This window comes from Nocardiopsis camelliae, from assembly GCF_028993595.1.
GTDB classification, from domain to species: domain Bacteria; phylum Actinomycetota; class Actinomycetes; order Streptosporangiales; family Streptosporangiaceae; genus Nocardiopsis; species Nocardiopsis dassonvillei.
In genome coordinates this window covers 6,795,794-6,813,696 of the sequence record NZ_CP118614.1, presented here as the reverse complement: position 1 = coordinate 6,813,696, position 17,903 = coordinate 6,795,794, and the positions used below count along the sequence as shown (strand labels likewise).

Below are 17,903 nucleotides of genomic sequence, written 5' to 3'. Positions count from 1 at the left end.
GACGACCTGCCATGGGTGCTTGTCCCTTCGGTACGGGTCTGTGCGGTGCGGAGTGGGGGGCGGAAGGGGACGTGGTGGCCAGGGCGAAGCCCGTGGCGCGTCGGTCGGACGGGGCGCTCGCGGGGGCCTGGGGCCACGGGGAGCGACTTCCCATTGTCCTCCTCCCACGGCGGTGCCGGGTCGGGCCAGGGTGCGAAATCGGCTTGTTTGGGTGGTTATGTGCCTGTGGATAACTTCACTGCCCCCTGAGCTGCGCCTCTGTGGACACAAGCCCGGTATCCACAGCCCCAGGACGTTGTCCACAGGTTTTCCACAGGCTTGTCCACAGGATGGCAGATCTCCGCGCACAGCGCAGAGTTATCCACAATGTGCAGATCAGAAGGTGTGCAAGAAGACTGCTCCCGGCGTCGGGGGAGCGTCGGCTGACGCGAGGGGCACGTTATCCACAGACTGAGGTTATCCACAGACGCCGGGGGGTGTGGAAGTCTCACACGCCTGTGGACAAGGAGTCGTCCACAGGACGGGGGAGGCAAGCGGGCGCGGGCTCCGCGCCGACCGCCCGCGAAGGAGGGCGGGGCCGGTGACCGGAGTCCGGGGGGACGCGGGGGAGGGGGGCCCGGTCTGACGCGCGGAACCGCCGTCCACAGGCCCGATTTGACCCCGGCCGGACCAGGTCGTATCTTCTTTATGCTTATGCCGATGATCTGCCTGCGCCCGTGTCCGCACGGAGGCGCGGCCACGGCTCATGCACCCGTAGGCCCCGCATATCCTGGGGGTCTGTCGTAGTACTTATCCTGACACGCCCCTGGAGCCAGTAGTGAGCAAGCGTACGTACCAGCCGAACAACCGGCGTCGCGCGAAGGTCCACGGCTTCCGGCTGCGCATGCGTACGCGCGCCGGTCGCGCCATCATCGCCTCGCGCCGTCGTAAGGGGCGCGCGGCGCTGACCGTGAGCCACTAGGCCACGCCCAGCACCAAGCCCTTCGGGACCGTCCGGCCTTCTCGCCGGCCGGTCCCTTTGTCGTGGGAGAAGTACCGAAGCACGAAGGAAGCCGATGCTCTCGCCGAGGAACCGGATGCGCCACAGCGCCGAGTTCGGCTCCGTCATGCGCTCGGGACGGCGTGCGTCCAGGGACTGCCTGGGCACCGTCTACCTCCCCCCGCCCTCCGGCGTCGCGGACGCCGACCCCCCGCGGGTCGGATTCGTGGTCAGCAAGGCTGTCGGGGGAGCGGTGGTGCGCAAGCGCGTACAGCGCAGACTGCGTCACCTGATGCGGTCTCGGTTGGCTGTTCTGCCAAACGGTAGCCTGCTTGTAGTGCGCGCCCGACCCGCCGCCGCCACCGCGCGGCACGAGGACCTGGCCGCCCAACTCGACAGCGCGATCGCCGCGGCGATGCGCCCCCGCGGGACGTCGTCGCGCCGCCGGTCCGGCCGTGGCCGACCTCGGCCCCCGGCGGCCGATCCCGTGGTGCGTGAGACAGCAGGGAACCGACGCCCGGACGAGGGCGGAGAGCGGTGGGGCCGATGACCGAGCACAGACCGACGGTGTTCGCGCGCGTGTTGATCCTGCCCATCCGGGGTTACCAGCGCTTCATCAGCCCGCTCTTCCCCCCGGTCTGCCGTTTCTACCCCTCGTGCAGCGCGTACGCCGTCGAGGCGCTGCGCGTGCACGGAGCCCTGTACGGGTTGTGGCTGGGAACCCGGCGTATCGCCCGTTGCCACCCCTTCAACCCGGGGGGGCTTGATCCGGTTCCGCCGCCCAGGGGGCGCCGGAACGGGGAGTCCGAGGAGTCTGCGGGCGGAGCCGGCCACACCGGAACCCCTCCCGGGGACCAGTAGCTGAAGCGAATCACATAGGAGTTGGCCGGTGCTGGACTGGCTTTACAACATCGTCGGCTGGATCTTGGTCCAGATCCACTCGGGTCTGACCTACATCGGCCTCGACACGGACAGCGGCTGGGCCTGGGGCCTGTCGATCGTCCTGCTCACCGTGCTCATGCGGCTCCTGCTGGTGCCGCTGTTCGTCAAGCAGATGAACACGCAGCGCAAGATGCAGGACATCCAGCCCAAGATCATGAAGCTCCGCGAGCGCTACAAGCATGACAAGGAGCGCTTGCAGCGGGAGTCCATGAAGCTCTACCAGGAGAGCGGCACCAACCCGATCATGGGTTGTCTGCCGCTCCTCCTGCAGATGCCGGTCTTCTTCGCGCTCTTCAGCGTTCTGCGCAGCGTCGCCGAGGGCAACGCCCAGTACAACTTCACCCCGGAGCTGGTGGAGAGCGCGCGTGCGGCGCTCATCTTCGAGGCGCCCGTCGCGGCCCAGTTCAACAGCTCCCCCGAGGAGCTCCTCGCGCTCGGCGCGTCCGACCCGATCATGGCCAAGGTCATCATCGCGATCGCCTGCGTGATCATGGGTACGACGACGTTCCTCACCATGCGCCAGAGCATGAAGCGCAGCGTCTCGCAGATGCCAGACAACCCCATGATGCAGACCCAGAAGATCATGATGTACATGGCGCCCTTGTTCGGGCTCTTCGGTCTCATGATGCCCGTGGGTGTGCTGGTCTACTGGGTGACCTCCAACGTCTGGACCATGGGGCAGCAGCACTTCCTCTACAGCAGGCAGCCGATGCCCGGCCAGGAGCAGGCCAAGGCCGGGAGCGCCGCCTCCGCCAACGGTTCCGCCAAGGGCATGCTCAGCCGAAAGAAGGCGGCGGAATCCGCTCCTGAGCCGAAGGAACAGCCTAAGATCGATCGCAAGCAGCCGAAGAAGCAGTCGCGTTCCAAGCGGTCCGGTGGAGGCCCGCGCTAGGTTCTGCGGCTCCCGGCCGAGAAGGCGTTCGAGTGCGCAGGCGACACTGCCCCTGAGGCGTACGGCGGCCAGGGCGTGAGGGATGAGGAGACGGGATCGCTGTGGCAAGTAGCGAGGAAGAGAGCGGTGGCGTAGCGGTGGCTGAGGCGCCTGAGGCCGGAATCGATGTCGAGGCCCTGGAGAACGAGGGCGACATCGCCGCGGACTACATCGAGGGACTCCTCGACATCGCGGACTTCGACGGTGACATCGACATGGACGTCGAGGGCGACCGCGCGATGGTCTCCGTCGTCGGCGCCACCCTCGACGAGTTGATCGGGGAGAAGGGCGAGGTCCTGGAGGCCCTCCAGGAGCTCACCCGGCTGGCGGTGCACCGGGCCACCGGTGAGCGCAGCCGCCTGATGCTGGACATCGGCGGGTACCGCGAGGACCGCCGCAAGGTGCTCTTCCAGGTCGGGACCGACGCCGCCAACAAGGCCAAGGAGACCGGCCAGACCCAGCCTCTGGAGCCGATGACCCCGTTCGAGCGCAAGGTCGTGCACGACGCGGTCGCCGCCGCCGGTCTGCACAGCGAGTCGGAGGGCGAGGAGCCCAACCGCTACGTGGTGGTGCAGCCCGCCTCCTAGGCGCGGACGCCCCGGAGGGGGTGGCGATGTTTCACGTGAAACATCGCCACCCCCTCCGTTTGTGCCCGGCCCCCGCCGGGCGTGCCCCCGCCGTGTCGGCATGTGGCTCTGTCGACTTCCCGCTATGTGTGGCCGGGCCGCGCGGGGGGAAGGCAGAAGCGGGGGCCGTGGATGTTTCACGTGAAACCGCGGTGTCCTCCCGCGCGTAGGATTCAGGGTGGACCCCTTTTCTCCGCGCCGCTGCGCGTCCCCCCTCGCCCACCGGCTCCGCCGTGTGTGCGGACGCCGTGGCGAACCGACATGGAAGTGATGATGGACGAGTTCACAGGTGGTGACCGATGACCTCGGGCACTGAGGAGCCCGGTGCCGCGCTCCCCGCTCCCCCGGCGGAGGCGGAGGCGGTCTTCGGCACCTCCCTGCCGACGGCGCGGCGCTACGCCGAACTGCTCGCCGACGACGGGGTGCGCCGGGGACTGATCGGTCCGCGCGAGGTCCCCCGCCTGTGGGAGCGGCACCTCATCAACTGCGCCGTCGTGGAGGAGCTGCTTCCCGAGGGCGCGGAGGTGGTGGACATCGGCTCGGGCGCCGGACTGCCCGGGCTGGTGCTCGGTCTGCTGCGCCCCGACGTCCGCATGGTGCTGCTGGAGCCGCTGCTGCGCCGGACGGTCTTCCTCAACGAGGCCGTGGAGATTCTGGAGTTGCCCAACGTCGAGGTGCGGCGCGGCCGTGCCGAGGGGGCGCACGGCGAGGTCTACACCGACTTCGTCACCGCCCGCGCGGTCGCTCCCCTCAGCCGACTCGCCGGGTGGTCCCTGCCCCTTCTGCGTGAGGGCGGCAGCCTGCTGGCGCTCAAGGGGGAGCAGGCGGAGGCCGAACTGGCCGCCGCGGAGAAAGACGTTTCGAAACTGCGGCCCAGCGTTAGCGATGTGATCAGGGTGGGGCGGGGTAAAGTCGATCCCGCTACCACGGTCGTTCGCGTCACGGTGACCGGTGGTCCGCCGGCGCCGAAGGCGCGCGGCGGCAAGAAGAAGCGCGGACGGAAGAGGTGAACTCCTTCGTGAACCCATCCGACAACCCCGGTGTTTCACGTGAAACATCCTCCTACGGAGACCTGCTCGATGTTTCACGTGAAACACCGTCCGGGGTTCCCGACACTCCGCTCGCCCGTGCGGCCCATGAGGCCAGGGCGGTTCGCGGGCCCGACGACATCTGGCCCCGGCCCAAGGACTGCCGGGTGATCAGTGTGGCCAACCAGAAGGGCGGCGTCGGCAAGACCACCACGACGGTCAACATCGCGGCCGCCCTCGCGATGCACGGACAGCGCGTCCTCGTGGTCGACCTCGACCCCCAGGGCAACGCGTCCACCGCCCTCAGCATGGAGCGCGACAACCAGACCCGGTCCATCTACCACTGCCTGGTGGAGGACGAGGAGATCCGCAAGCTCGCCCAGCCGGTCCCGGACATCCCCAACCTCTGGTGCGCCCCGGCGACCATCGACCTGGCGGGCGCCGAGATCGAACTGGTCTCGCTCGTCGCGCGCGAGGCCCGGCTCAAGCGGGCCTTCGCCGCCTACGACACCTCGGACCTGGACTACATCCTCATCGACTGCCCGCCCTCGCTCGGCCTGCTGACGGTCAACGCGATGGTGGCGTGCGACGAGGTCATGATCCCGATCCAGTGCGAGTACTACGCCCTGGAGGGTCTGGGGCAGCTGCTGCGCAACGTGGAGCTCGTCCAGTCCCACCTGAACCCGGGGCTGGCGGTCAGCACCATCCTGCTGACGATGTACGACGGCCGGACCAGGCTCTCCCAGCAGGTGGCCGACGAGGTGCGCTCGCACTTCGGGGACACCGTCCTGGAGACACTGATCCCCCGGAGCGTCCGGGTGTCCGAGGCGCCCAGTTACGGCCAGTCGGTGATGACGTACGACCCGGCTTCCACCGGTGCGGTGGCCTACCTGGAAGCCGCCCGGGAGATCGCCCACAGGGCCAAGGTCTGACAAGCGGAAGAGGAGTGTGGAGGTGCCGGTGAGCCAGCAGCGGCGCGGACTGGGCAAGGGACTGGGGGCGCTCATCCCACAGGGGCCCGCGGCCCCCGCCCCCGCCCCAGTCACCGTCTCCGAGGAGGAGACCCAGCCCGTCGAGCCACGGGTGGAAGCCCTGCCCGACGGGACGTACCTGGAGGAGGTCGAGCTCAGCTCGATCATCCCCAACCCCCGGCAGCCGCGGAAGTACTTCGACGACCAGGCCCTGGAGGAGCTGCGGGACTCGATCAGCGAGGTCGGCCTGCTCCAGCCCATCGTCGTGCGCAAGCTGGAGGGTGAGGGCGGCCCCCGGTACGAGCTCATCATGGGCGAGCGCCGGATGCGGGCCAGCAAGGAGGCGGGTCTCACCCGCGTCCCCGCCATCGTCCGCAGCACCGACGACGACGAGCTGCTGCGCGACGCGCTCCTGGAGAACCTGCACCGGCAGGAGCTCACCCCCCTGGAGGAGGCGGCCGCCTACAAGCAGCTGCTGGACGACTTCGGCGCCACCCACGGGGAACTGGCCCAGCGGATCGGCCGGTCCCGTTCGCACATCACCAACACCCTGCGGCTGCTCACCCTCCCGCCCAAGGTGCAGACGCGCGTGGCCGCGGGTGTGCTCAGCGCCGGGCACGCGCGGACGCTGCTGAAGGTCGAGGACCCCGACCTCCAGGACCGCCTCGCCGCCCGGGTGGTGGAGGAGGGCATCTCGGTCCGCTCCCTGGAGGAGATGGTGGCCCTGCGGGAGGAGCCCGAGGAGGAGAAGGTCCGCCGCGCCCCCACGCGGACCGACAACCCTCCCCAGGTCGAGGAGTGGGCCTCCCGCCTCTCCGACCGGCTGGACACCACGGTGAAGGTCAACATGGGCAAGCGCAAGGGCAGGATCGTCGTGGAGTTCGCGACGCACGAGGACCTGGAGCGCATCATCAGCCAGATGGGCTAGGCAGTGTTTTTTTGGACCTTCGCTCCGCTTCGGCCCGCCCGTCGCCCGCCACCACCCTCAACGGACGCTGCGCGCAGTCCTTCTTGTGTTCGGGCGCCCGGAGAACGGGAATCGGGTTGAAGCAGGTACAGCGGTGGCGGAGGCGGGTTCGCTCGTGCCCACCCGTCGCCCACCACCACCCTCAACCGACGCCTACGGCGCAGTTCCCCCACGGGAACCCGCCTCCGCCACCTCCAGAACCCCGTGGGCGCCCGAACCAACGGCGGTGTTTCACGTGAAACACCGCCGCCGGAGGCCCCGGTACGGCGAAGGCCCCCGAGATCGCAGGGATCTCGGGGGCCTTCGCCGTGCGGGCTCGCGGAGGAGTCGCGGGCGCGGCGGGCTCCGGGTCACAGGAACTCCGCGAGCTCCTTCTCCAGGAGGCGCTTGGGCTTGGCGCCGATGATCTGCTTGACGACCTCGCCGTCCTTGTAGAGGTTCATCGTCGGCAGGGACAGCACGTTGTAGGAGCGCGGCGTCTCCGGGTTCTGGTCGGTGTTGATCTTGACGACCTCGATCTTGTCGCCGTACTCCTCGGCCAGCTTGTCCAGGACCGGGGCCATCTGCTTGCACGGGCCGCACCAGTCGGCCCAGAAGTCCACCAGGACGGGCTTGTCGCTGGAGAGGACCTCCTCCTTGAAGGTGGCGTCGGTGACCTGCTTGACAGCGGACATGGTTCTCCTTGTTCGGCGTATCCGGGGCAGGGGGCGAGGGGGGAGTCGGTGGCGGGGGCCCGGGGACGGGCCCCGGGCGAGGACCGTTCCTAGTTGCCGCGCGCGGCGAGGTAGCGCTCGGCGTCCAGGGCGGCGGAGCAGCCGGTTCCCGCGGCGGTGATCGCCTGCCGGTACTGGTGGTCGACGACGTCGCCCGCGGCGAAGACGCCCTCCAGGTTGGTCCGCGTGGACGGGAAGTCCACCTTGACGTAGCCCTCCTCGTCGAGCTCGATCTGCTTGTCGAACAGCTCCACGCGCGGGTCGTGGCCGATCGCGACGAACAGGCCGGTGACGTCCAGGGTGCTGGTCTCGCCGGTCTGGGTGTCGAGCACCTTGAGGCCGGAGACGCGCTCCTCGCCCAGGACCTCGGTGACCGCCGAGTTCCAGAGGAAGGTGATCTTCTCGTTGGCGTGCGCGCGCTCGGCCATGATGCGGCTGGCGCGCAGCTGGTCGCGGCGGTGGATGACGGTCACCGACCTCGCGAACCGGGTGAGGAACAGGGCCTCCTCCATGGCGGTGTCGCCGCCGCCGACCACCGCGATGTCCTGGTCGCGGAAGAAGAAGCCGTCGCAGGTGGCGCACCAGGAGGTGCCGCGCCCGGACAGCTCCTTCTCGCCCGGGACGCCCAGCTCGCGGTAGCCGGAGCCGGTGGCGAGGATGACCGTGTGGGCGAGGAAGGTCTCACCGCCCGCGACGACCTCCTTGACCGGCTTGCTCAGGTCGACCTCGGTGACGTCCTCCGGCACCAGCTCGGCGCCGAACCGCTCCGCCTGCTTGCGCATGTGGTCCATGAGGTCGGGGCCCATGACGCCGTCGGGGAAACCGGGGAAGTTCTCGACCTCGGTGGTGTTCATCAGCGCGCCGCCGGCGGTGATGGAACCCTCGAACACCAGGGGTCGCAGCTCGGCACGGGCGGCGTACACGGCGGCCGTGTACCCCGCCGGTCCGGAACCGATGATGATGACATTGCGGACGTCACTCACGCTCGTTGGCCCTTCACACAGTCGCTGCCCTGGCCACGCCGTGTGACCTCAGGGGAAGTTGGTTAGCACAACCGATGGTAGGCGCAGGGCATTCCCTTCGGGACATCGCCCCAGGTTACGGGGGTGGGGTATGCGCCCGAGGCGGCCCCGTACGTCTTCCCGGGCCCTCCCCGGGAGAGTCCGTCAGCGGCCGGACGGCTTCCGCGCGGCGGCCGGGGGCCCCGGGCGAGGGACCTGCGGAGAGGCGAGGGACGATCCCGGGAGACCGCGCGGACCCGAGGGCGGCCCGGAAGCCCCCAGGGGCGCCGCTGGCGGCCGTGCGGGGCGAACCGCACCCCGAGGGTGATCGCGCCCGCCGCGAGCCCCCACAGGGCGTTCAGGGCCGGGACGGCGGCCACCCGGAGGACGGCGGCGAGGACGGTCGGCGCCGGACGCGGCAGGGGCGGCCGGTCCCGCGCCGCCACGGGGCCGGGTCCGTAGAATCGCCGCATGCCCACTGACCGCCGGGGCGTCGTGGTCGACGCGCTCTTCGGGTCCGCCGTCTTCGCCGTGGTGGCGATCGCGGTCGCCTCCGACGTCGGCGACGCGGGGAACCTGCCGCTCGGGTACGGGCTGGCCGCGGTCCTCGGTTCGCTCATGCTCGTCCGGCGCCGCTGGCCGATCGCGGTCCTGGCGGCCACCTCGGTCCTGGTCGTCGCCAACTACGTGCTCCAGCTCCCCGTCATCGGCCTGGCCGTCCCGGTGGCCGCCGCGCTGTACTCGGCCGCGGAGGCGGGCCGCACCCCGTGGTCGGCGGGCACGGCAGCCGCACTGGTCCTGGTCTCCACGTTCACCCGGCTGCGGGAGGGGCAGGACCCCGCCTACCTCCTGGGGTACGAGCTGCCCGCCACGGTGGCCGTCATGGGCGCGGCCACGGCCCTGGGCCACGTGCAGTGGCAGCGGCGCCGGGCCGAGCGGCAGCGCGTGCGGATCGAGGCCCTCGACAGGCAGGCGCGCGAGTCCGAGGCGGCCGAGCGACTGGCGCTCGAACGCACCCGTATCGCCCGCGACCTGCACGACGCGGTGGGGCACCACCTCTCCGTGGTGTCCCTGCACGCGGCGGTGGCCGCGGAGGCCCTGGGCGACGACCCGGCGGACGTGCCCGTCGCGCGCGCCGAGCTGGACCACGTGGCGCGGGCCTCGCGGGCGGGCCTGAGCGAGCTGCGCGCCACCGTGCGCGCGCTGCGCGAGGCCGACCCCGGCGGCGACCGGGTCTCCTCCCTCGCGCACCTGGACGAACTCGTGGCCACGGTGCGCGCGGCCGGGGTGGACGTGGAGGTGGCCGGGGCACCCGCTCCCGGCGAGCTGTCCGGGATGGTGGACGCGACCGCCTACCGGGTCGTCCAGGAGGCGCTGACGAACACGCTGCGCCACGCGCGCGCCCCACGGGCGCGGGTGGCCTTCTCCAGGAGGGACGGGATGCTCGACGTGACGGTGACCGACGAGGGGACGGCCGTACCGGCCGCGTCCCCCGGGGGCAGCGGGCTGGCGGGGATGCGCGAACGGGTGCGCCTGGTCGGCGGAACGGTGGAGGCCGCGCCCCGGCCCCGCGGGGGGTTCGGGGTGCGTGCGCTGCTGCCGCTCGGGGACGAGCGGTGATCCGGGTCCTGCTCGTGGACGACCAGCCCCTCGTCCGCGCGGGGGTCCGCGCGCTGCTGGAGCGCGACGAGGGGATCGGGGTCGTGGCCGAGTCCGAGAACGGCCGCGAGGCGCTCGCGGACATCGACCGCCACCGCCCCGACGTGGTCCTGCTCGACCTCCAGATGCCCGCGATGGACGGCCTGACGGTGCTCCGCGAGCTGGAGCGCCGCGGCGGCGGCCCCGCGTCCGGGGACGGCAGGTCCACAGATCCGCATGTCGACACGTCGACGGCCCGCGGGGCCCGGGTGGTCGTGCTCACCACGTTCGGGGAGGACGACAACGTGTTCACCGCGCTGCGGCTGGGCGCCTCCGGCTTCCTGCTCAAGGACGCCGGTCCGCGGCAGCTGCGGGACGCGGTCCGCACCGTGGCGGCGGGGGACGCGCTGCTCTCGCCGGGGGTCACCCGCAGGGTGATCGAGCGCCTCGCCGACAGCGCGGTCGCGCCGGGGAGCGCCTCCCGGCTGGACGTGCTCACCGACCGGGAGCGCGACGTGCTCGCCCTGGTCGGACGCGGCATGTCGAACCAGGAGATCGGCGCCGCGCTCCACCTGAGCCCGGCGACCGCGCGCACCCACGTGGGACGCCTCCTGGCCAAGCTCGCGGTCCGCGACCGGGTCGGCCTGGTGGTGGTCGCCTACGAGACGGGCCTGGTCCGCCCCGGCCGGTGACCGGACGCCCGCGTGCGGCGGACCGGGCTCCGTTCCCGCTCCGGCGACATGTCGACACAGCGCCAAAAGGACACGGCGCCAAAAGGACAAGGGGTCACGAGGACACGGGCCCGGAGCGGTCAGGGGGCCTGGACGGTCTCCTGGGCGAGGACGTTCTGGCCGGGGTCGCCGCCCCGGGCGCAGGCCGGATCGACCACGTACACCTCGAACCGCTCGCCCCGGGGGGAGAACAGCACCCACGCGGGGGAGTCCCCGCCGCCGTAGTGGGCGTCGTCGACCAGGGTGAAGTGCCCGCCGAACTCATCGCTGAGAAGCACCACGCACTCCTGGAGGCCGGGGGGAGCCGCCTCGACGGCCAGGGGGCCGGTCTCCGCGCCCCCGCCGGGTTCGCCTCCGCCCCCGGCGCCGGGCCCGCCCACGGGGGACAGGTCGAGTGTCCGGGCGGCCTGCTCGGTCAGGGCCGCCTCGGTGTAGACGGTCTCGCTCCGCACCACCTGCGGTGTGTAGGACTGCGCCGTGTCCGGGGCGTTCTCCTGGCCGTTCTCCGCCAGCGGGGCCGCGACGCCGGTCTCGCCGTCCCGGCCGCCCGGGGTGAGCACGCCGTTGAACAGGGCCGCGCCGCCGCCCCCCACGACGACCGCCGCGGCGGCGGCCAGCATCATCAGCCGGGCCCTGCTCAGGCTCCGACCGGTCCGGGGCCGGCGCGGGAGGGGGGTCACCGTGGCGCCGTCGGACGCCGGGCCGCCCCCGGTCGGCGGCGGTGCGGCGCCCTCCGCGGCGACCGCGTCGACGGGCAGCACCGCCGCGCGCTCGCGCACCGCCTCCGCGACGCGCTGGTCGAGGAGGTCGGCCACGTCCCGGGGCAGGGCGGGAACCGGTGCGGCGGCCAGCGCCTCGGACACCCCGGCGAGTTCTCCCAGGGTCGTCGCGCAGGTCGCGCAGGTGTCTATGTGGGCTGCGACGGTGCGTTCCTCGTCGGGCTCCAGGAGCTCCTCGGCGAAGAAGGCGAGTGCCTCCACGTCTGGATGGGACGTCACGATGGGTTGGCACCTCCTCTCCCAGTTGTGACGTCTCCGGCCTGTCGAGGGTTCCTCAGATGGGCCAGCGACGGGAGAAGTCTGGCGCGACCTCGCGCACACCTGCTCTTGACGGTCCCCGACGCCACGTCGAGGATCTGCGCGGCCTCCTCCACCCGGTAGCCGAGCATGTCCACGAGGGTCAGCGCCATGCGCTGGTCCAGCGGGAGCAGGTCCAGCGCGGCGTTGACGTCCAGGCGCGTCTCGGTCTGCGAGGCGTGGTCCGGCCCCCCTCCCGAGCGGCCGAGCCTCTCGTTGGACATCACGTCCAAGGTCTCGTCCTCGGTCGGGGTGGCCGGGCGCACCTTGCGGCGGCGCAGCCGGTCGTGGCAGGCGTTCACCACGATCCGGTGCAGCCACGTGCTCACCTGCGCCTCGCCGCGGAAGCGGTCGGCGGCGCGGAACGCGGACAGGAACGCGTCCTGGAGTGCGTCGGAGGCCTCCTCGCGGTCGCCCATCATGCGCACGGCGACAGCCCAAAGGCGCTCGCGGTGCCGACGGACCAGGACCGCGAAGGCCTGGTCGTCGCCCTGAGCGTGCCTCGTCAACAGCTCCCGGTCAGGAAGCTCCTGGAGCGCGTCCATCAGTACCCGATCACGTACCCCGCTACTCGACGCCCCGTACCTCGGCCTCGTAGACCGTGCCCCTCCACTCGCCGGACCCGGCCAGCTCGGTGAACCAGACCACGACGTAGCGGGCCTCGACCGGTTCGTCGAGGGTGACGAGCTGGGAGCCGCCCGTGCCCGACCCGACGACCTCGTAACCGGTCTCGCTGTCCGAGTCGCTCTCGCCGGCCAGGATCTGGAACTCGTAGCCGCTGCCGCCGAGGTTGAGGTCCACCTCGTGGACCTCGTGGACGGCGCCGAGGTCGAGCTGGAGTCCGACGCCGGGCTTGATGGCGCTGAGCGGGTCCCTGTAGCCCTGGGTGTTCCACTCCGTGGCGGTGTCCCCGTCGTGGGCGCGGCCCGCCTTGTCCGAGTGCTCGTCGGTGTTGCCGTGCGGGTTGAGACCGCGTGACCCCTGGATCTCCAGCGGGCTCAGCTCCACCTCCCCGCCGCCGTCCGAGGCCTGGTCGCCGCCCTCGGGCGGGGCCTCCTCGCCTCCGCCCGCGCTGAACATCGTCCCGACCGTCCAGGCGCCGACGACCACACCGGCGAACAGCACCAGGGCCGCCACGCCGATCAGGATCCTGCGGAGCGAGGGCTGCGTGCGCGCGGTCCGCTGCTCCATCCGGGAGGGACCCTGACGTTCACGCACCTCGGAGCCGCCCCGGGCGGAGGCGCCGCCCCGCGAGGCGGAGCCCGTCCGTCCGACGGAACCGTGGCGGGCCTCCTGCTCGTCCCGTGCGCCCGCGGCCCCGCCGCGGGTACCCCGTGGGCTTCGGCGCGGGCCGGTGCTGTCGAACTCGCCGGTGCGCCGGGAGGTCCCGGGCACGGGCGGGGCCGACTCGGCCTGGGTGACGGGCAGGGGGATGAGCCGGGGCACCTCGGCCATGGCCGCGCAGAAGTCGGCCGGCGAGGAGATGGGCGGTCCGGGCACCAGCTGCCCCGCGAGCTGCGGCAGGGCGGCGCGCGTGGTGATGGTGCCCAGGGGCTCGGTGACGCCCTGGCGGATGTGGTGGGGAGGGTAGGGGCCCGCGGGGCCCTCGGGTGCGGCGGGCAGGCCGCTCTGCGGGCCGCCGGGCCAGTGCCCGGTGAGCGCCGCGTAGAGCAGGTTGCCCAGCCCCTGTGCGTCGGTGGCCGCGGGGTCGGGGTTGCCTGCGCCCAGCAGGGCGGCGTCCACGCCGATGCCGGTCACCTTGACCGCGCCGCCGCTGCTCCACATGAGCTTGCTCGGCGTCAGGCACAGGTGGTGCAGGCCTCCGGCGTGCGCGGCGGCGATCGCCTCGGCGGCCTCGGCGACCAGTCCGGCGGCGCGCTCGGGCTCCATGGGGCCCTGCGCGAGGAGGTCGGCCAGGGAGGAGCCGATGACCCACTCCTCGACCACGTAGGGGACGGGGGAGGAGTCGTCGGCGTCGAAGACCTGCGTGACGCGGGCGTCGGGGATGCGGCTCGTGGCCCGGGCGGCGCGCACGACCTCGGACGTGCGCGGGAAGCCCTCGGCGAAGGTCCACACGGCCACGGGACGCGCGAGCGTCTCGTCGGTGGCCTTCCAGCGTGTGGCGCCGCCGGTCTCGCTCACCACTTGGTCCAGGCGGTAGCGGTTGGCCAGCTTCGCACCGGGTTCGATGAGGAAGGTGCTCATGATGGGAGTGACGGGTGCCAGTGCCGTGGTTTCGCGTGCGTCCGCGCTCCCTGGCCGTGTGCGGACCGGAGCGTTACGGGGTGCGCGCGAGGGGTCCGTCGGCCCTGCCTGCTGTCCCCAGCCTCCCTTCGGGCAGTTCGGTTGAACAATGCGGTAGCGGTAAAGCGATGCCTGTCCATGCTAGGACGCGTGAACAGCATCTTCGGAGGACAACGGATACTCGGCCACCTTCCGGTGCTTAACGGAGCGGGCCCGCCCGATCTCAGCTATTCCTGGTGATCAGCGGCGTCGCAACCGGGTTCTGAGCAAATCGAGGAAGGATGTGACTTCTGTCACTTTTAGAAGCTTTGCGGTCACCACGAACAGCACGGCTCCGACGGCGCCTCCCGCCGCCATCGCCGCCAGGCCCGGCCAGACCTCGCCCGGCAGGTCCCGGAAGAGGTGGATCATCGCCACTCCGAAGACCGCGGACGGGACGGCGGCCAGGTGCAGCCGGAGCAGCGTGGCCGCGGTCCGGCGCCCGTCCAGGCCGTTGAGCCGCCGGTGCAGCATGTACCACATGATGACGGAGCCCACGATGTAGTACAGGCCGTACGGTACGGGAAGCCACACCACGACGTGCTGCGGTTCCACGAGGAACAGCAGGCCGATCGCCGTGGTCGCGTGGGCGATCTCGGAGGGGATCGACACCAGGGCCGGGGTCCGGGTGTCGCCCAGAGCGTAGAACACGCGCATCTGGAGCTGGAAGAGCGTGAACGGGATCAACATCACGCAGAAGACCATGAGGATGCGCCCGATGGCGGCCGCGTCCTCGGCGCTCGTGCTGCCCTGCGCGTAGATCAGCACGCAGAACGGGATCGCGAAGACGATCATCGCGACCGAGAGCGGCGCGATCAGCACCGAGGACAGCCGGAAGCCGCGCGAGAAGTCGCTGCGCACCTGGTCCTTGCGGCCCGCGGCCACGTGCTCGCTCATCCTGGGCAGCAGCGCGGTGATCACCGAGACCGCGATGACCGCGTACGGGAGCTGGAAGAGCATCGACGCGAACTTGTACGCCGCGATGCCCGCGCCGGAGTCGAAGCCCGCGTCGGCGGCCAGGGCGCCCGCGCGGGTGGCCACGTTGGTGGAGACCAGTGCCCCCACCTGCGCGACGACGATGTAGAGCATCATCCACGAGGCGGCTCCGGCCGCCTCGCCCAGGCCCGAACCCCGCAGGTCCAGGCGCGGACGCCAGCGGAAGCCCGCCGCGGCCAGCGCCCACACCAGGACGGCGGCCTGGACCACCTGCCCCAGGGCCGTGCCCAGCCCCAGCAGCATCAGCTGGCCGTCGGTGACCGTCTCGGGGGTGCGCCCCGGACCGGCCAGGTTCAGGAACCACACGCAGACGCCGATGATGACCACGTTGTTCAGCACCGGCGCCCACATGGGCGCGCCGAACCTGTTGCGCGCGTTGAGCATCGCGCTGGCCAGCCCGCTGGCGCCGATGAAGAAGATCTGCGTGACCAGGTACCGGGCCAGGACGACTGAGACCTCGTACTGGGCGCCGGAGAACCCGCCCGCGTAGATGCGGATGAACCACTCCGCGACCAGCACCGACACCAGCGTGAGGGCGAACAGCACCAGCAGCATCAGGGTGACCAGGCGCTGCTCGACGCCGTCGCCCCCGTCGGCGTCCAGCTTTCGCCGCTTGACCAGGAACGGCACGAACACGCTGGCCAGCAGCCCGCCGATGAGCAGGTCGTAGACCATGTACGGGACCATGCCCGCCGTCTGGTAGGCGTCGCCCAGCAACTGGGTGCCGATCGCCGCCGCCAGGATGATGGTGCGGACGAACCCCGTGACACGGGAGACGATGGTGCCCAGCGCCATGATCGCGCTCGACCGGGCGAGGTTGCCCGGTGCCGTGTGGGAGGTACCGCCGATCTCGTCGCCGTCCTCCAGGCGGTCGGCGGTACCCACGTCACCGATGTCGCTCGGGTCCCGGAGCGTGTGCAGTCCGGTTTCGGGCTCGGTGCCCGGCTCCTCGCGCTCGTAGGTGTCGAGCACGTCCTCCGGCATCACCATGACGGGCCGCCGACGGGTTCTGTTCCCGTCGGGCGGCTCGGCGTCCCCGGGGGACGTCCGCTGCGGCAGCTCGCTGGACACCGTCGTGCTGTCCTTCACTCTCGTTCGGGCGGCTTCGGGGGCCTCGGCGGGTCAGAGCCGGGGGAGGGGGTCACGGCATCAACGACGCAGCCGGGCGCGGATCAGTTCCACGGCACCGGTCAGCTCCGGGACGCGCAGCAGCCGGGCGCATCCCAGGAAGAGCAACGCGCCCAGGACGCATCCGGCGGCCGGGGCGCCGATGTAGGTGGCCAGGCCGGGGCCGACGTAGGTGTCGAAGGCCCAGAGCACACCGAGGCCGGCCGCGATGCTCGGGACGACGGCCAGGTGCAGGCGCAACAATGTGCCAATGACGTGCTTGCCGTCAAGCCCCCCGATGCGCCGGCTCAGCACGATTCCGGCGATGGTCAGTCCGGACAGGAACGAGACCATGAAGCCCGCGGCCACGCCCACGACCACCAGGTTCGGCGGAAGCACCAGGTAGGACGTCAGCGCCAGGGCGCTGTGCACGGCCAGGTTCGCGAGGCCGAGCATCGCGGGGGTGCGGGTGTCGCCCATGGCGAAGAACACGCGCAGCATGAGCTGGAACACGGTGAAGGGCACCAGGCCCAGCGACATGACCGCGAGGATCTGGCCGATGCTCTCCGCGTCGTCCACCGAGATGGAGCCGCGCGCGAAGGCCAGGACGGACAGCGGCTCGGCGAACATCGCCACCGCGAAGGCGGTCGGCACCAGCACGAACGCGGAGACGCGCAGGGTGCGGGAGAAGTCCGCGCGGACGGCGTCCCAGTCGTGGTCGTCGGCGTGGGCGCTCATGCGGGGCAGCAGCACGGTGATGAGGGAGACCGCGATGATCGCGTACGGCAGCTGGAAGAGCTGGTACGCCAGGTTGTAGGCGCTGATGCCCGCGCCGACGTCCAGGCCCTCCCTGATGCTCGCCACGTTCGCGGCGTTGGCGATGTTGGTGGTGATCCACAGCCCGGCCTGGGTGAGCAGGGTGTAGAGCATCATCCACCCGGCGGTGCGCACGGCGTCGCCGAGCCCGGAGCCGCGCAGGTCCAGGCGGGGCCGCCAGCGGTAGCCGGTGCGGGACAGGGCCACGAACAGCACGACCGCCTGGAGGGCCATACCGCCCGCGGTGCCCGCGCCCAGCAGGGTCAGCTGGCCGTCGGTGACGGTCTCGGGGGTGCGGCCCGGGCCGGCCACCCACAGGAACACGGCCGCCACGCTCATGATGACGAGGTTGTTCAGCACCGGGGCCCACACGGCCGCGCCGAACCGGTTGCGGGTGTTGAGCATGGCGCTCAGCAGACCGCTCATGCCCACGAAGAAGATCTGCGCCAGCAGGTATCTCGCGAGGTAGACCGAGGCGTCGAACTGGATCGGCGTGAACCGGGAGCCGTAGAGCCAGATGAGGAACTCGGCGGCCGCGATCGCGACCGCGGTGAGCAGCAGCAGCGCCAGCAGCGTGGTGGTGAACAGCCGGTCCTCGGTGGCCTTGCCGCCGTCCGCGTCGCGTTTACGCCGCTTGACCAGGAACGGGATGATGACGCTGGCCATCAGCCCGCCGATGAGCAGGTCGTTGAGGATGAAGGGGATCGTGTGCGCCGTGTGGTAGGCGTCACCGAGCAGGTGGGTGCCGATGGCGGCGCCGAGCACGATGGTGCGGGCGAAGCCGGTGATCCGGGAGGCCAGGGTGCCCACGGCCATGATGGCGCTGGAGCGCATCATGCCGCCGCCGCCCGACCCGGAGTCCCCGCCCTGGCCGGAGCCGCCGCCGGAGTCCCCTCCGGACCCCTGCCCGGGGGCGGTGTCGGTGACCGGACCCGGCACGTCACCCTCCTCGAAGGTGGGCGCGGGGCCGGTCTCGGGACGGACCGCGCTCGGGACCGGTGCTTGCGGCTGGGGGCGTCGGCGGTGCTTCCCGCCGCCGTTCGAAGAGTCGGTGACCACCGTGGATCAGGCTTCCTTTCGTCCGACTGGGGAATGTCC

17 protein-coding genes are annotated in these 17,903 nt (G+C 71.5%); 10 read left to right on the top strand and 7 right to left on the bottom strand.

Annotated elements, in window-relative coordinates; all coding sequences use genetic code 11:
- Positions 1 to 817: 817 nt before the first annotated feature.
- The 8 genes from rpmH (at position 818) to PV789_RS29730 (ending at position 6,405) form a co-directional block, all read left to right on the top strand.
- Positions 818 to 961 carry a 50S ribosomal protein L34 gene (gene rpmH, locus PV789_RS29765; RefSeq protein ID WP_013155858.1) on the top strand — a complete coding sequence of 48 codons (144 nt, stop codon included), beginning with the start codon at positions 818 to 820 and terminating at the stop codon, positions 959 to 961.
- Positions 962 to 1,055: 94 nt separating this feature from the next.
- Positions 1,056 to 1,529: a ribonuclease P protein component gene (gene rnpA / locus PV789_RS29760; RefSeq protein WP_274975586.1), complete on the top strand. Its 474-nt coding sequence runs from the start codon at positions 1,056 to 1,058 to the stop codon at positions 1,527 to 1,529.
- On the top strand, positions 1,526 to 1,840 hold the full coding sequence (gene yidD / locus PV789_RS29755) for a membrane protein insertion efficiency factor YidD (RefSeq protein ID WP_026114436.1): 315 nt from the start codon (positions 1,526 to 1,528) through the stop codon (positions 1,838 to 1,840). Before rnpA ends, yidD begins: the two co-directional genes overlap by 4 nt.
- A 28-nt stretch (positions 1,841 to 1,868) precedes the next feature.
- On the top strand, positions 1,869 to 2,813 hold the full coding sequence (gene yidC / locus PV789_RS29750; RefSeq protein WP_274975585.1) for a membrane protein insertase YidC: 945 nt from the start codon (positions 1,869 to 1,871) through the stop codon (positions 2,811 to 2,813).
- Between the two features lie 137 nt (positions 2,814 to 2,950).
- Positions 2,951 to 3,439, top strand: coding sequence for a Jag family protein (locus tag PV789_RS29745; protein WP_212642060.1), 489 nt, complete (start codon positions 2,951 to 2,953; stop codon positions 3,437 to 3,439).
- A 338-nt stretch (positions 3,440 to 3,777) separates the two neighbouring features.
- On the top strand, positions 3,778 to 4,488 hold the full coding sequence (rsmG, locus tag PV789_RS29740; RefSeq protein ID WP_274975584.1) for a 16S rRNA (guanine(527)-N(7))-methyltransferase RsmG: 711 nt from the start codon (positions 3,778 to 3,780) through the stop codon (positions 4,486 to 4,488).
- Positions 4,489 to 4,673: 185 nt separating this feature from the next.
- Positions 4,674 to 5,438 carry a ParA family protein gene (locus PV789_RS29735; RefSeq protein ID WP_274975583.1) on the top strand — a complete coding sequence of 255 codons (765 nt, stop codon included), beginning with the start codon at positions 4,674 to 4,676 and terminating at the stop codon, positions 5,436 to 5,438.
- A 28-nt stretch (positions 5,439 to 5,466) separates the two neighbouring features.
- Entirely contained in the window at positions 5,467 to 6,405 is a 939-nt protein-coding gene (locus PV789_RS29730; RefSeq protein WP_274978288.1) for a ParB/RepB/Spo0J family partition protein, read from the top strand.
- A 389-nt stretch (positions 6,406 to 6,794) separates the two neighbouring features.
- Here PV789_RS29730 and trxA read toward each other — a convergent pair whose 3' ends face one another.
- On the bottom strand, positions 6,795 to 7,118 hold the full coding sequence (gene trxA / locus PV789_RS29725) for a thioredoxin (RefSeq protein WP_274975582.1): 324 nt from the start codon (positions 7,116 to 7,118) through the stop codon (positions 6,795 to 6,797).
- 89 nt (positions 7,119 to 7,207) lie between these two features.
- Positions 7,208 to 8,140 carry a thioredoxin-disulfide reductase gene (gene trxB, locus PV789_RS29720; RefSeq protein WP_212642065.1) on the bottom strand — a complete coding sequence of 311 codons (933 nt, stop codon included), beginning with the start codon at positions 8,138 to 8,140 and terminating at the stop codon, positions 7,208 to 7,210.
- Positions 8,141 to 8,629: 489 nt separating this feature from the next.
- Here trxB and PV789_RS29715 point away from each other — a divergent pair, with 489 nt between their 5' ends.
- Positions 8,630 to 9,778 (top strand): sensor histidine kinase, encoded by a 1,149-nt coding sequence (locus PV789_RS29715; protein WP_274975581.1) that lies wholly within the window; start codon positions 8,630 to 8,632, stop codon positions 9,776 to 9,778.
- Positions 9,775 to 10,488, top strand: coding sequence for a response regulator (locus PV789_RS29710; protein WP_274975580.1), 714 nt, complete (start codon positions 9,775 to 9,777; stop codon positions 10,486 to 10,488). Before PV789_RS29715 ends, PV789_RS29710 begins: the two co-directional genes overlap by 4 nt.
- A 119-nt stretch (positions 10,489 to 10,607) precedes the next feature.
- On the opposite strand, the gene PV789_RS29705 is transcribed toward PV789_RS29710, so the two are convergent.
- From PV789_RS29705 to murJ (PV789_RS29685), 5 genes are all read right to left on the bottom strand, one after another.
- Entirely contained in the window at positions 10,608 to 11,525 is a 918-nt protein-coding gene (locus PV789_RS29705) for an RsmA family anti-sigma factor (protein ID WP_274975579.1), read from the bottom strand.
- A complete protein-coding gene (gene sigM / locus PV789_RS29700; RefSeq protein WP_212642068.1) occupies positions 11,522 to 12,148 on the bottom strand; it encodes an RNA polymerase sigma factor SigM in 627 nt (208 codons plus the stop codon). Before sigM ends, PV789_RS29705 begins: the two co-directional genes overlap by 4 nt.
- 22 nt (positions 12,149 to 12,170) lie before the next feature.
- The gene (locus PV789_RS29695) at positions 12,171 to 13,808 is read right to left on the bottom strand and encodes a protein kinase family protein (RefSeq protein ID WP_274975578.1); all 1,638 of its coding nucleotides are present in this window, start codon (positions 13,806 to 13,808) and stop codon (positions 12,171 to 12,173) included.
- 279 nt (positions 13,809 to 14,087) lie between these two features.
- Positions 14,088 to 15,872: a murein biosynthesis integral membrane protein MurJ gene (gene murJ, locus PV789_RS29690; protein ID WP_274978287.1), complete on the bottom strand. Its 1,785-nt coding sequence runs from the start codon at positions 15,870 to 15,872 to the stop codon at positions 14,088 to 14,090.
- Positions 15,873 to 16,031: 159 nt separating this feature from the next.
- Positions 16,032 to 17,864: a murein biosynthesis integral membrane protein MurJ gene (murJ, locus tag PV789_RS29685; RefSeq protein ID WP_274975577.1), complete on the bottom strand. Its 1,833-nt coding sequence runs from the start codon at positions 17,862 to 17,864 to the stop codon at positions 16,032 to 16,034.
- Between the last annotated feature and the right edge of the window lie 39 nt (positions 17,865 to 17,903).